The following is a 14402-nucleotide window of genomic DNA, read 5'->3' on the forward strand; positions in this document are numbered from 1 at the left end:
TGGCGGAAAGCCTAGCCCATACGGGTTAATCCGCCCCGGCAATTAACCTTAATCCCCTCCTAAATTCGTGTAATCATGGAGTTTTTTGTTTGACGAGATCAAAATTTAGGCAGCTAATTCGGTTAAGAGAGCGTTAAAGTTTTCCAGCGTTTTCTTCAAACGAACCACGCAGATAGCATCCAAGCGAACCCGCTTGCTCCTTTCAACTCTGGAAATATCGACCGGCAGGCCGCGTCTGCCGGAGGAGGTAGGTTTATGCGTAAAATCGGGATTACGGCTCCAGGTCTGGCGGATATTGCAACAAGGCCTCTGCCACGATACGTGCTCGTGACGGGCGGCGCGGGCTTTCTGGGATCGCACCTATGTGAAAGACTTCTTCAGGATGGCCATCGCGTCATCTGTTCCGACAATTTCTCGACCGGGCGCCGTAGTAACGTCAGCCACCTGATGTCCAACCCGGATTTCAGTGTCGTCGAACAGGATGTCCGCGATGCCTATGATGCCGATGTCTCTCTGATCTTCAATTTCGCCTCCCCTGCCTCGCCACCGGATTATCAACGTGATCCTGTCGGCACGCTATTGACCGGCGTGCTCGGAGCGCTTCATGGCCTCGAACTGGCTCGGCTGCACGGTGCAACTATCGTACAATCGTCCACATCCGAGGTTTATGGCGATCCGCTGCAGCATCCACAGCAGGAAACTTATTGCGGCAACGTCAACCAGATCGGCCCGCGCGGCTGCTACGACGAAGGCAAACGCTGCGCCGAAACACTTCTTTTTGACTACCACCGCAAATACCGGACCGACGTCAAGGTTGGCCGAATATTCAACACCTATGGGCCGCGCATGCGTCTCGATGACGGCCGGGTTGTTTCGAACTTCATCGTCCAGGCCCTGACCAACCAGGATATCACGATCTATGGAGACGGCATGCAGACACGCTCGCTCTGCTATGTCGACGACCTGATCGAGGCCTTCATTCGTTTCTCCAATGCCGGCCCCGACGTCATCGGGCCGATCAATCTCGGCAATCCGGTCGAAATACCCGTCATTGAGCTCGCCGAACTCGTGCTGGAACTAACGAATTCGCGCTCACGGATCATCCACATGCCCGCAGTGATCGATGACCCCAAACAACGCCGCCCGGATATTGGCCTTGCGCGCGAAAAGCTCGGCTGGGAACCTCGCGTGCCGCTTCGTGAGGGCCTTTCCCGCACGATCGGCTATTTTGACGGCGTCCTTCGCTCAGCGACACCAGCCCAGCCGGTGGAGGTCGCCTGACATGACCGATACCGTCGTCGTGACCGGAGGAGCAGGTTTCATCGGCAGCCATGTCTGCAAGGCGCTTGCGGAAGCTGGTTTCCAGGTAATCGCCCTCGACAATCTCTCCACCGGTCACGCCGACGCAGTTCGCTGGGGGCCGCTGATCCGGCTCGATATCGCAGATTTCGAAAGACTTCGGCAAAACCTTGAGCGTTCCCATGTGCGCTGTGTGATCCACTGTGCCGCCAATGCCTATGTCGGCGAATCCGTCAACGATCCGCGCAAATATTACAGCAACAACGTCATTGGCGGTCTTTCACTGCTGAATGCATGCCTGGCGGCCGGCGTCGGTCACATGGTCTTCTCCAGCAGTTGTGCGACTTATGGGGTGCCGCATCAGCTTCCGATCCGCGAAAACTGTGAGCAGAAGCCGATTAACCCCTATGGTCGTACCAAGCTCGTTTTCGAGCATGCGCTCGAGGATTACGGCAGCGCTTACGGACTTAGCTACGTGGCCCTGCGTTACTTCAATGCCGCCGGAGCAGATCCTGCAGGAGATCTTTCCGAACGGCACGAGCCCGAGACACATCTGATCCCCCGCGCGTTGCAGGCCGCCGCAGGGCGGCTGAACCTGCTCGAAGTATTCGGCACTGACTACGACACCCCCGACGGCACCTGTGTCAGGGATTATGTCCACGTGTCCGATCTCGCCGATGCCCATGTCGCCGCAGTACGTCATCTTCTCGCCGGAGGCGATACGCTTCGCGTCAATCTCGGCTCGGGGCGTGGGACATCAATCCGGGAGATCCTGCAGTCCATATCCCACCTCACGGGGCTGCAGGTTCCGGTCGCCTTTCACCCAAGGCGTGCGGGGGATCCGCCGATCCTGTTTGCCGATACGGCCATGGCACATTCAACGCTGGGCTTTGTGCCCTGGCGCTCCGACCTTGCCACAATCATCCGCACGGCCGGCCCGACATTTGGTCTGGAGATTGTCCGATGATGAGAAAGATCGACATCCCGGCCCGGCATCAGAACGTCGTCGATCAGTCGATGCTTGAACCCGTCTTCTGCGGGCGGCAAAAGCTTTTCTACGGTATTGGTGCGTTCATATGGCTTGCTGCGGTCATCCATTTCTGGCGCTGGTGGCTGCAGCCGGAACATGTCGGCAACTGGCCGCTGTTCATATCGATGAGCGTCATTCTCGCTTGGATCACACTCATCCCGTTCTATTTCATCGCAATCTTCTTCGGCGCACGACGCATGAAGGCCTCCGTCCCGCCCCCGAATGGACGGATTGCCATGGTGGTCACCAAGGCCCCGTCAGAACCCTTCAGCGTCGTGCGCCGAACCCTGCTTGCCATGCTTGACCAGGTCGAAATGGACTATGATGTCTGGCTGGCCGACGAGGACCCATCCCAAGAGACGCGAAAATTCTGCAATGAGCGCGGCGTGTTCATTTCCACGCGCAAGGGCGTGGAAGCATATCATAGGTCCGAATGGCCGCGCCGCACGCGCTGCAAGGAGGGCAATCTCGCCTATTTCTACGATCAGTACGGTTATGACCGATATGACTTCGTTGCACAGTTCGATGCGGATCACGTGCCGGAACTCACTTATCTAAGAGAGGTGATGAAGCCCTTTTCCGATCCGGCAGTCGGTTATGTCTCTGCGCCAAGCATATGTGATGCCAATGCGAAAGAAAGTTGGGCAGCGCGCGGCCGGCTTTACGTGGAAGCGAGCCTGCACGGCGCCTTGCAGGTCGGATACAATAATGGATGGGCACCACTATGCATCGGCTCCCACTATGCCGTGCGTACGAAGGCGCTGAAACAGATCGGCGGACTGGGTCCGGAACTTGCCGAAGATCATTCCACCACTTTGATGATGAATGCCGGCGGATGGCGTGGTGTTCACGCCGTCGATGCGATCGCTCACGGCGACGGCCCTGCCACCTTCGCAGACCTTGCGGTCCAGGAATTTCAGTGGTCACGCAGCCTGACGAGCCTGCTGCTGCAATATTCGCCGCATCTGATCGGCAGGCTGCCTTCAAGGTTGAGGTTTCAGTTCGTCTTTTCGCAACTGTGGTATCCGCTGTTTTCCCTCTTCATGGCGGTCATGTTTGCCATGCCGCTCCTTTCGCTGGCGACCGGCCGTGCATTCGCGGAGGTAAGCTATGCGCAGTTTCTGCAGCATTTCATGCCCCTCTCGATCGTGCTCGTCGGGCTGGCATTCTTCTGGCGTTCAACGGGGCTTTATCGTCCATGCGGTGCCAAACTGTTCGGCTGGGAGGGCATGCTGTTCCTTTTGGTCCGCTGGCCATGGTCGCTGGCCGGTACCCTGATGGCGGTTCGTGACACCCTCAGCAGCCGCTTTGTCGACTTCCGCATTACTCCCAAGGGCGAGCAGTCGCGAATGCTACCGACAAGGGTCATTCTTCCCTATCTCGGCCTGGCTGCCTGCAGCGCGGCGGTCATGGTCGGCGCACCGGAGGTGAACGAGACGCGTGGTTTCTATATCTTCGCAGCGATCAACACGCTTGCCTATGCGACAGTTGCGACATTGATCGCCTTCAGGCATGGCCGGGAAAACGGCATGCTTACAGTGGCGCGGGCCAAAGGCATCACGATGGCATCCCTTTGTGCTTTCGCTGCCGTTCTCGTCGGCGGCGGGCAACTGGGCCAACACGCCGTAGGCTCCGTCGAGGCACTTTCCTACGGCCAGAACATCGTCAGCTTCAGCGAAACACGCTTCACCGTGGCAGGCGCCGGTCATCGCAGCCGGACCAAGATCACGACGTTCCGTTTCCACTGGAACGGCTTTGGTGCGCAACAGGATATCTAGGCCGGTTTCTCACCCGGATGTTTGCGTTGAGAACAAGGAGGAGACAATGAAACAGAAACATCTATGGCTGGCTGGCGTCTTCCTCGTCACCGTCCTGGGGCCTTTGCCTGCCCTGGCCGAGAAGACGTTTACACCGCCGCCGACCGCCCCCGTTCCGGCCTCGGAACTGAAGGCGATATACGGCGACAGGACTTGGCTTTGGAGTGCGGGCGGAGGACGGTTCGATACCGGTGACAATCGTTTCTCCGCCTATACACGTGAAGGCGGCAAGCCGTCGGTGGGCCAGGGACACTGGGTCGTTGATGACAATGGAAAGCTCTGCATTCTGGCAAAATGGTATGCCAGCAACGGCAACGCGCGCGCTGCGACCTGTTTCGGCCATGTCAGGATCGGCGATACCATCTTCCAGCGGCGCCATCCCTTCGGTCACTGGTATGTGTTCCGCCATGCGCCGGAGCGTAAGGGCGATGAATCTGCCAAGCTTGTCAGCGCCGACACGGTCGCATCGCATATTCGCCAGTGGCAGGCATCAACATCTGGAAATTGACGGAAAGGAGGCCCGTTATGAAATCGATCGACAGACGACAATTCGTCGGAGCAGGCATAGCGACCATTGCAGTGGCTGGCGCCTGTCATTTTGCCCTCGCACAGGGGGAAAACCTGTTATCGGCGACCGCCGGTAGCCGTATCCGGGACAAACGTCCGACAGTGCATACGCCGGGACTGAGGTTCGGCGCCTATGATCCGCACGGAGATTTTGCCGAACAGGCGAATGTAACGACCGAGGCGCTGTTCATGCCCTGGGAGGATGTAGACCTGTCGTCATTACCCGCAGCCGACGCTTATGCCCTGCAACGCAAGCGTAACCTGCTGATCACCGTGGAGCCATGGTCATGGGACGAAAATTTCCGTCTCACTTCCGGCGAACTCCAGACACGTATCCTCAATGGCACATACGATCGGAACATGCGCGAAATCGCACATCTGATCGGGCAGATGAAGAGCCCGGCCATCGTTCGCTGGGCGCAGGAAATGGAGGATCATGAAAGCCGCTTCTCCTGGGCAGGCTGGAGGCCTGATGCCTATATAACCGCCTACCGCAGAATGATGGATATCGTCAGAAAGGAAGCGCCGAAAGCGCAGTTGATGTGGTCGCCCAAGGGCGTTCCCGGCTTGCGGGACTATTATCCCGGCAGCAATTACGTCGATTATGTCGGCCTGTCGGTTTTCGGGCTCGAGGCATTTGACAGGATTGCCCACGGCAATCCACGCAGCTTCAGCGACAATCTCCTTCAGGGATACGGTCTTGTCGAAGAATTCTCCAAACCCGTCTGGGTGGCCGAACTGGGCTATGAAGGCGGCGACGGCTATCTGACGGCCTGGATGGGCGAGGTCACACGAGATCGCGAAGAATTTCCGCTTCTTGAAGAGGTCGTCTATTTCAATGACCGCGAGGTTCATCCTTGGCCCTATAACCTAGGCAGACCGGATTGGAGGGTCGTACGAACCGGTAGCTTGGGGTAGCGGATAGACACTGCGATGAAAACCGATTGTGCGTGCGTGATCTGGGCATCTACTCGGCTGAAATCCACTTTGCCGCCAGAAGTAGCTGCTAAAGCGACACTGTCGAACCCTAAGGCGAATGGGACATCTCAACGAGCTGTAAGCCGTGCAACAAGTAACTGGGAGATGGATGCCGATGGAGCATGCCAAGCATTCAATGCAATAGACGTGGTAGGCACAGGTTGCGGTTTGAAACAGTTCGGCTGCTTTAACCGACAATAATCGGCTATGGACTTGTGCATCACTATTCGATGATCAGCATTTACCGCGCTCTGTTTTGCAATGAAGCAACAGGGCTGACTGTTCAGTGGGTGGTCAACTTCCCGATTTCGGCTGAAAGCTGGTCTTGGGTGTAGGGTTTTCCAAGGCGCGCAAAATCGAGCCCCACGCCCGGCGGCAACTCCGCATAGCCGGAAGCGATCAGGATTGGCAGGCTCGGCAGCACGGCTCTCGCCGCCATTGCAAGCTCACCGCCGTTCATTCCTGGCATAGAGAAATCGGTGATCATCAGGTCGAAGCCGTTGCCATCACCCAGACACTCGAGCGCCTCGCGGCCGGAATGCGCCTCGACGACATCATGTCCCAGATCGGTTAGCATGTCCGCCGAGCTCATGGCGATAAGCGCGTCATCATCGACAAGCAGGATCCGCAAGGGCCTTGCTACGGCTGCGGCCTCCTCAACCGCCATCTTAGCGACATCCGGCCGGATTTCGTCGTCATTCGAGACGGGGATCCACAATTCGGCGGTGGTGCCTACACCTACTTTGCTGGTCAGCTTCAGATCGCCTTTGAGCTGCAGTGCCAGCCCATGGATCATCGAAAGGCCAAGACCCGTGCCCTTGCCAAGTTCCTTGGTCGAAAAGAACGGTTCTACGGATTTTTTCAAAGTTGCTGCGTCCATGCCCACCCCCTGGTCGGTGACGGACACAACAACATAGCGGCCAGCCGAAAGTGTCCCTTGGGGAGCGACCTGTTCCGCTTGCCTGAGCTCGATGCGTAGGGAGCCGCCTCCCGGCATGGCGTCTCGGGCATTGACGGCAAGATTGAGCAGGGCGAGTTCGACCTGATTCGCATCCGCGGATACTGATGGCAGATGGTCCGGAACGATAATTTGGATTAGAATGGTGGTGCCCACCGAGCGCTTCAGCAAATCCTCCAGGCCAAACACAAGTCCACGCAGATCTACCGGACCGATCTGGAGATCTTGCCGGCGGGCGAAGGCCAGCAGTCTCTGGGTAAGCGATGCGCCGCGCCTAGCGCCCTGCATGGCTCCGTCGATCAGCCGTTCTGCCTTGGCATCTCCGGCATCATGCTTTCGCAAGAGCTCAAGATTACCAAGCACCGCCATCAGCAGATTGTTGAAATCGTGCGCAACACCGCCGGTCAGCTGGCCAATCGCCTCCATCTTCTGGGCCTGGCGCAATTGCTCCTCTGCGTGCTGGCGCTGCGAGATCTCTGCCATGACGATGGCGTGGGCGTCTTCGAGCTCCTTCGTTCGTTCAAGAACCCTTTCCTCCAGCACTTCGTTCAGACGACGCTGCTGCTCCTCCTGGCGAATACGGTCTGTAATGTCTGCCGATACGCCGACCAGTTTGATGGCTTGGCCGGCACGGTCCCGATAGAGCTGTGCACGAATCTCTGCCCAGTGTTGCGAGCCATCCGGCCAGATCGTGCGGTAATCGATCGAATAGTCTCGGCCTGTTGTGATCGTCAGATCAACCGACGCTCTCATTCGCTCGATGTCGTGGGGATGGATACTGGCAATCAGGTCCTCGTAAGTGAAATGCTCCTCTGAGCCACGACCAAAAACGCTCCGACATGTCGGCGACGTCGTCAGTACCATTGTGGCGAGGTCAAGCTCCCAGGCACCAAGGTGGCCAGCTTCCAGCGCAGTCTGCAGGCGCCGTTCACCTTCGTCGAGCGCCTCGATCCTGAGGCGCGCCTCGAATTGGCGACGTCGTCCCCGCAATGCTGATCGGGCGACACTGACGAATGTTGTGGCGTGAAACGGCCGCTCGATGAAGCTGACATTGCCGAGCACTTCCGACAGGCGAGATGCAGCCGGATTGCGCTCCGGCCCCCCGCCGCGATTTGTCAGGATAATGAAAGGAAGATCGGACCAGCTTGGCTGCCCCTCGATCCAAGCCGAAAGCGCGCGCAAGTCGCTTGATCGCACTGCCTTTTCCGTGACGACGGCAAAAGACACGTCGTCACCAAGCGCCTCGACAAACCCGACAAGGTCTGGGATGACGCGACTTTCGATACCTGCTGCTGCAAGGAGGGAGGCAGCGATCTGAGCATCGCGGCCGCGCGGGGCATGGATCAGGCCAATGGCGTTGCGATTAGGAATTGTTGCGGTCCTCGTCAGAAAGCGCCATCAGAGGGCCGCGTTCACCGACAAAGGTCGGCACGCCGCGTAGCACGCCCTGAAAGCCGGAAAGCGCTTCGCCGACGGTAAGGCCAGCATTGCTGATCTTGAATTCGCGTATCGTGTCCTCATGTCTGCCAGTACGTTTTTTGATCACCGAAATAGCACGCCTGACCTTACCCATGGCTTCGAAATAGCGGAGCAAGATGACCGTGTCTGCAAGGTAGGTCACATCAACCGGCGACTTCATGTCCCCGACAAGACCATGCTGTGCCACGGTGAGGAATGTGTTGGCGCCCTGTCGATTAAGATACTGCAACAGCTCGTGCATGTGCAGGATCAGAGCATTTTCGCCGGGCATGGATGCCTGATATCCGTTGATACTGTCGATGAGGACGGTCTTGGCATCAAAACCCGCGACCCGATCACGGACGCGCTGTGCGAATTCGCCGGGCGAAAGCTCTGCGGCATCGAGCTGTTCGATGTGGAGGAGACCTTCGTCTCGCATCTGTTCGAGATCGAGGCCCATGGCCTTGGTCCGCGCGAACAGCAAGCCAAGCTCCTCGTCGAAAAGAAACACCGCTGCTTTTTCTCCGCGTCTGATGGCGGACTCTACAAACTGCAGAGAAAAGAAGCTCTTGCCCGTCCCGGCCGGGCCTATCAGCAGCGTGCTGGAACCTCGCTCGATGCCACCGCCAAGCAGGTCGTCAAATTCGGCAATACCACTCTTCAATGTTGTGCGCTCGAAGTCGATCCTGTGCTCGACGGCCCTCAAGCGAGGGAAGACGGCTACGCCGCCTGTCCTGATAATGAAGTCATGATAGCCACCGCGAAAGGCTTGGCCACGATATTTGATGACTCTCAGCCGCCGGCGTTCCGCCCCATAGTCTGGAGCAAGCTGTTCCAGGTGAACAACACCATGAACGACGCTGTGGACCGTCTTGTCGAACTGATCGGATGTCATATCGTCGAGCAACAGAACCGTTGCTTCTGAGCGCGAGAAGTAATGCTTGAGCGCCAAAATCTGCCGGCGATAGCGAAGCGAGCTTTGTGCAAGGAGGCGGATTTCGGACAGGCTGTCGATAACGACACGATGCGGCTTTACGCGCTCAAATGCCTCGAAGATCAGCTTAGTTGTTTCGCCAAGTTCCAGATCAGACGAATAGAGCAAGCTCTGCTGCTGATCCTCGTCGAGGAGGCTTTCGGGTGGAACTAGCTCAAAAATTTCGATCGTGTCGCCAAAGTCGATGCCATGTGAGAGTGCACTATCCCTAAGCTCGTCTTCCGTCTCGGACAGACTGATATAAAGACACCGCTCCTTGAGTGAGGCGCCCTCAAGGAGAAACTGCAACGCAATAGTCGTCTTTCCGGCACCAGGAGATCCTTCAAGTAGGAATACATGACGACGGGTCAGGCCTCCGGCAAGAATATCATCCAGGCCTTCAACGCCTGTCCGTGCTTTTTCCGTCTTAAGTTCTGTCATGTGCTCTCCTTGAGACCATGTGAATTAGTGTGCTACTCCAACCAAACAAGGCAGTGCCCCATAAACCTTTACCTGTCGGGGCGCTCGAGTTGACGTGCGCTCGCAACACATAAACGAGCGATAATCCGTGTTTGTTTCATTGGCTGGCCAACTGTGACGTTGCGCTCAAGTAAGGGGATCTGCAGATCAAGCCGATGAGCATTCACTATCAACAACCCGCTGTCTCATATCGACGGCGGACGCAGCGACGCGATCAAGCCCGCCAGCTTTTGCAATGTATAGCGCTTGGTCGGCGGACTGTGAAAAGGGCCGACTGAGAAAGCTCACCTTGCACTGTCGTCACACCGCCGCTGATGGTGACATGCCCCTTGGCTCGCCAAGCCGATGGCACTGGGTGCGGGCGTGACAAGGCGAAAGCTCAAACCTTCAGGGCATCGACAATCACCTTGAATGCCGGCGAGTTCTGCCGGCGGCTCGGATAATAGAGATAGTAGCCCGGAAACATCGGGGACCAATCATCCAGGATTTGGACAAGCCGCCCGGAAGCGATCTCGTCCACGACGAGGCTTTCCGGCACGTATGCGATGCCATAGCCGCTGACCGCAGCGTCTATCATCGCATAGGACGTGTTGAAGATCAGCTGTCCGTCGACTCGAACACGGACTTCCCGGCCATTCTTTCCGAATTCCCAGGCGTAGAGCCCGCCAGCGCTAGCCTGCCGGTGGTTGATACAGTCGTGGCCAACCAGATCCTGGGGTGCCCTGGGAGTAGCATGCGCCGTCAGATATTCTGGAGAGGCGACTGCGACCAGGCGCCAGTCGGGACCAATTCGAACGGCGATCATGTCCTTGTCGACGCTCTCGCCAAGACGAACACCCGCGTCGAACTTCTCTTCGACAATGTTTCGGAACCCGTTGTCCATATTGAGCTCGACCCTGACGTCGGGATAATGGCGCAGAACGGGCCGAAGTTTTGGCCATACCACGCTTTCCTGCGCATAGTCCGACAGGGTGATCCGAACGGTCCCGGACGGCTTGTCCCGGATCTCCATCAGTTCGTCGATTTCGGTTTCGAGCTCTTCGATTCTCGGCGCCAGCGAACGTATCAACCTTTCTCCGGCTTCTGTCGGGGAAACGTTACGTGTCGTGCGGGTTAGAAGTCGCAACCCCATGCGAGCCTCAAGCTGCTTGATCGTGTGGCTGATCGTCGATTGAGACGTTCCGAGCTTGGCCGCGGCTCTCGTGAAGCTGCGCTCCTCGGCAACCGCCAGAAACCAAAGCATGTCATTCAGGTCTTCGCGCTTCATCAGCAGCCCTCAAGCTTAGTCATTCATGTCATGAATCGATAAGTCCAAGAGGATTGCAATGGCTAATCATGACAGTCGCGTCAGACTATATTTCGGCCATGACCTATCAAGCTCAGCAAAGAACAGACGACATCGGCCCATTCGGGCCAGACGCGATACTCGAAAATACGCCAGACACCAAAGTAACGGTTGCTGGCTGGGGCGCTGTCTTCTCGCTGGCGCTTTGTGTCGCCGTCCTGATCGCATCGGAATTCATGCCTGTCGCCCTTCTGTCGCCGATCGCCACAGATCTCGATGTCACCGAAGGACATGCGGGCCAGGCGATCTCGATTTCCGGCGTCTTCGCGGTGGTGACCAGTCTCTTCGTTGCGGGACTGACGCAACGGATCGACCGGCGTGTGGTGGTGACGTCGTTTTCGCTGTTCCTGATCGTCTCCGGAACTATCGTAACCTTCGCCCCGAACTATCTGGTGCTGATGATAGGCCGCGCACTGCTCGGCGTGGCGATCGGCGGCTTCTGGTCGATGTCGGCGGCGGTCGTCATGCGGCTGCTACCCGAACAATCCGTTCCCAAGGGACTGGCGATGCTCAACGCGGGCAATGCCATTGCGGCGACGATATCTGCGCCGCTCGGCAGTTTTCTCGGGAACTATATCGGTTGGCGTGGAGCATTCTTCGCGGTCGTGCCGCTGGCGCTGTTGTCTCTCGTCTGGCAGTGGGTCAGCCTCCCCTCGTTACCGCCGACACGCAGCGAAGGCCCGACCAACGTCTTCAGGCTGCTCACCCATCCTCAGGTCGCTATTGGCATGGCGTCCATCATGCTGCTCTTCGTGGGCCAGTTCGCACTGTTCACCTACCTGCGCCCCTTTCTGGAAACCGTGACGAACGTGTCCATCTCCACACTCTCGCTTTTGCTCCTGTTGATGGGGCTCGCGGGTGTCGTTGGGACATACTGGGTGAGCCACCTTCTCCAGAAGCGGCTGTTCAGTATCCTCGGTGCGATCCCTCTCATCATGGCCGTGATTGCACTCGGATTGATCGCTTTCGGCTCATCGGTCACGGCCACAGCTCTCCTGCTGTTAGCTTGGGGATTGTTCGCCACAGCCGCGCCTGTCGGCTGGGGCACCTGGCTGACCCGGACGATGCCCGACGATGCTGAGGCGGGCGGCGGCCTGCAGGTGGCGACAATCCAGTTGGCCATTACACTGGGCGCTTCATTCGGAGGGATACTGTTCGACAGCGTCGGCTGGGGGACGACATTCCTGCTCGCCGCTTTGCTCCTTGCCGCTTCATCGACCCTCGCATTCGCAGCCGGGCAGATGGCACGAAGGGTCTCGCCATGATCGACCGCCGTTCCGCGATCGTAGCGATGGTCGCCATGGCTTCAGCTCCGGCGTGGTCACACGCACAGTCGAATAAAATGGGACGCGCCATGAAGTTCAAGATGACATTCAGCGATCACCAGATGGCAGCAACCCTCGACGAAAGCCCGGCGTCGCGGGAGCTTTTCGGATTGCTGCCGCTCGATCTCAAGATCGAGGACTACTCGACCAACGAAAAGATCGCCTATCTGCCGCGCAAGCTGACCAAACATCAGGATGTCCCGTTTGGCGACGGGCGTCCAGGCGACATCGCCTATTACGCGCCTTGGGGCAATCTCGTCTTCTACCACGCCGACTACCGGTATTCGAGAGGGCTGATCCGTCTCGGCCGCTTCGATCTCGGTTTCGAGCCGCTTCTTACCCGAGGGGAGTTCCCACTTCGGATCATTCCGATCTGAACGCTCCCGCCGATGCCACCGTGGCCCAGTTTCAAACTCAACATATGAAGGAGACAGCAAATGACTAACAAGCAAGCACTCGATGACGCGCAGCCCCTGAACTCCAGTATCGACAGACGCAATCTCCTGAAGATGTCGAGCGCCGCTGCGGCCGCTCTCGGCATGATGTCCATTTTCGACACCAGTTTTGCAGAGGCACAAGACATGTCCAACGGCGCCGCCAATTTCTACACCAGCGACCGGGTGACCCTTCAGAAGGTCACCTTCAAAACCCAGTACCAGACGCATGTCGCGGGCAACCTCTATCTCCCCAAGGATCTCAACCAGGCGGCAAAGAACCCAGCCATCATCGTCGGCCACCCGATGGGTGCTGTCAAAGAGCAGAGCGCCAACCTCTATGCGACCAAGATGGCCGAGCAGGGTTTTGTCGCCATGTCGATCGATCTGCCTTTCTGGGGCGAAAGCGAAGGGCAATCTCGCAATCTTGTGTCCCCTGAAGTCTATGCCGAGGCATTCAGTGCCGGCATCGATTTCCTCGGTTCTCATGCCTTCGTGGATCGCCAAAGGATCGGCGCGATCGGGGTATGCGGCAGTGGTAGCTTTGTCATCAGCGCCGCCAAGATCGATCCGCGCATCAAGGCAATTGCCACCGTCAGCATGTACGATATGGGAGCTGCCTTCCGTGATGCCCTGAACAAGTCGCAGACGGTCGAGCAGCGCAAGCAGTTCATCGCAGCTGCGGCCGAGCAGCGCTGGACCGAAGCCGACGGTGGAGCAATCGAGTATGTCGGCGGAACGACGCTCGCGCTTACGGCAGACACAGATCCGGTGCAGCGCGAATTCTACGATTTCTACCGCACGCCGCGGGGCGAGTTTACCCCCGCCGGCGCCACGCCCCAGACGACAACGAAGCCGACGATGAGCAGTATCGTCAAATTCGCGAACTTCTATCCGTTCAACGACATCGAGACGATCTCCCCTCGCCCGATGCTGTTCATCTCCGGCGACCAGGCCCATTCGAAGGAATTTAGCGAAGACGCTTACAAGCGCGCGTCCGAGCCGAAGGAACTGGTATGGGTCAAGGGAGCGGGCCATGTCGATCTCTACGACCGCGTCGATCTGATCCCGTTCGACAAGCTCAACAGCTTCTTCGACCAGCACCTCACCGCCTGAGGTCATCTCATAATGCGCCGGCCGGCCATTTCCCGTAGCCTAGGACGGGATCGGCCGGCGCATGCGGCTGCATCAATCGTCGGTAAGCGTCCCTCTTGCCGGTTGCAATGCCAGCCTTTCTCGTTCTCGGCCTTGCCGATTGGTAGCTCGACAATTCCGCCCACGAACTATTTGGGACGGTAATCTGGTGATAAACAGGGTCTGGTTCGGACACCTGTTCCGAGGCTGGCACGACCTGAAGCGCACCATCATCGTAACGCTCCAGACACCGGCGACGACTAGAAAAAAGCCTCATGAGCCGGAAGCTTTTTATTTCGCTTGACTGTCGTCGGCATGCTCAAGAGTGCCCGGCGAGACTGTTTTCGGCAAGAAAACCGCCTGCATTCCCAAAGAAGCATCGTGATAAGGAAATCACATTACAAACCGCGCCCTTCCGAAGTGAAGCCGCCGAAAAGGCGCGTGGTTATCCAGTAACCGGCACCACTCGCAATTGCAGACAGGAACGTACCCCAGCAAAGATCAGCGAACGTCAATGCTGTCGACCAGCGTATCAATGTTGCCTGATTGGTCAGGTCATAGGTTGCATAGGCAGTAAAGCCCAGGACGGCACCAGAGAGGACCG

12 protein-coding genes are annotated in these 14402 nt (G+C 57.8%); 8 read left to right on the forward strand and 4 right to left on the reverse strand.

The annotated features are described in order from the left end of the window. Nucleotides 1–255 precede the first annotated feature (255 nt). Genes GGE33_RS25830 through GGE33_RS25850 form a run of 5 tightly spaced genes read left to right on the forward strand, consistent with a single transcriptional unit; the run spans nt 256 to nt 5631 of the window. Nucleotides 256–1281, forward strand: coding sequence for a UDP-glucuronic acid decarboxylase family protein (locus GGE33_RS25830; protein ID WP_183829943.1), 1026 nt, complete (start codon nt 256–258; stop codon nt 1279–1281). 1 nt (nt 1282) lies between these two features. Beyond that, nucleotides 1283–2266 carry a UDP-glucose 4-epimerase GalE gene (gene galE / locus GGE33_RS25835; RefSeq protein ID WP_183829946.1) on the forward strand — a complete coding sequence of 328 codons (984 nt, stop codon included), beginning with the start codon at nt 1283–1285 and terminating at the stop codon, nt 2264–2266. Beyond that, nucleotides 2263–4107 (forward strand): glycosyltransferase, encoded by a 1845-nt coding sequence (locus tag GGE33_RS25840; RefSeq protein WP_183829948.1) that lies wholly within the window; start codon nt 2263–2265, stop codon nt 4105–4107. Before galE ends, GGE33_RS25840 begins: the two co-directional genes overlap by 4 nt. Before the next feature lie 46 nt (nt 4108–4153). Next, nucleotides 4154–4654, forward strand: coding sequence for a DUF995 domain-containing protein (locus GGE33_RS25845; RefSeq protein ID WP_183829953.1), 501 nt, complete (start codon nt 4154–4156; stop codon nt 4652–4654). Between the two features lie 17 nt (nt 4655–4671). Further along, complete coding sequence (locus GGE33_RS25850) at nt 4672–5631, forward strand: glycoside hydrolase family 26 protein (protein ID WP_246436472.1); 960 nt, start codon at nt 4672–4674, stop codon at nt 5629–5631. 343 nt (nt 5632–5974) lie between these two features. On the opposite strand, the gene GGE33_RS25855 is transcribed toward GGE33_RS25850, so the two are convergent. The 3 genes from GGE33_RS25855 to GGE33_RS25865 all read right to left on the reverse strand — a co-directional run bounded on the left by GGE33_RS25855 (nt 5975) and on the right by GGE33_RS25865 (nt 10827). Then, nucleotides 5975–8038 (reverse strand): ATP-binding protein, encoded by a 2064-nt coding sequence (locus GGE33_RS25855; protein ID WP_246436479.1) that lies wholly within the window; start codon nt 8036–8038, stop codon nt 5975–5977. Continuing rightward, nucleotides 8013–9521: an ATPase domain-containing protein gene (locus tag GGE33_RS25860; protein ID WP_183829957.1), complete on the reverse strand. Its 1509-nt coding sequence runs from the start codon at nt 9519–9521 to the stop codon at nt 8013–8015. The genes GGE33_RS25855 and GGE33_RS25860 overlap by 26 nt, the downstream gene beginning before the upstream one ends. A 418-nt stretch (nt 9522–9939) precedes the next feature. Then, nucleotides 9940–10827, reverse strand: coding sequence for a LysR family transcriptional regulator (locus GGE33_RS25865; protein WP_183829960.1), 888 nt, complete (start codon nt 10825–10827; stop codon nt 9940–9942). Nucleotides 10828–10895: 68 nt separating this feature from the next. On the opposite strand from GGE33_RS25865, the gene GGE33_RS25870 reads away from it, so the two are divergent. The 3 genes from GGE33_RS25870 to GGE33_RS25880 are packed head-to-tail and all read left to right on the forward strand — an operon-like array spanning nt 10896 to nt 13780. Then, complete coding sequence (locus GGE33_RS25870; protein ID WP_246436474.1) at nt 10896–12170, forward strand: MFS transporter; 1275 nt, start codon at nt 10896–10898, stop codon at nt 12168–12170. Then, complete coding sequence (locus tag GGE33_RS25875) at nt 12167–12607, forward strand: cyclophilin-like fold protein (RefSeq protein WP_246436476.1); 441 nt, start codon at nt 12167–12169, stop codon at nt 12605–12607. Before GGE33_RS25870 ends, GGE33_RS25875 begins: the two co-directional genes overlap by 4 nt. Before the next feature lie 60 nt (nt 12608–12667). Continuing rightward, nucleotides 12668–13780 (forward strand): alpha/beta hydrolase, encoded by a 1113-nt coding sequence (locus tag GGE33_RS25880; protein WP_183829963.1) that lies wholly within the window; start codon nt 12668–12670, stop codon nt 13778–13780. A 416-nt stretch (nt 13781–14196) separates the two neighbouring features. Here the strand turns inward: GGE33_RS25880 and GGE33_RS25885 are convergent. Beyond that, nucleotides 14197–14402, reverse strand: a 206-nt coding sequence (locus GGE33_RS25885) for a DUF2177 family protein (protein WP_183829966.1), incomplete at its 5' end; no start/stop codon positions are given.

The organism is Aliirhizobium cellulosilyticum (genome assembly GCF_014198105.1).
In the GTDB taxonomy this organism is placed as follows: Bacteria; Pseudomonadota; Alphaproteobacteria; order Rhizobiales; family Rhizobiaceae; genus Neorhizobium; species Neorhizobium cellulosilyticum.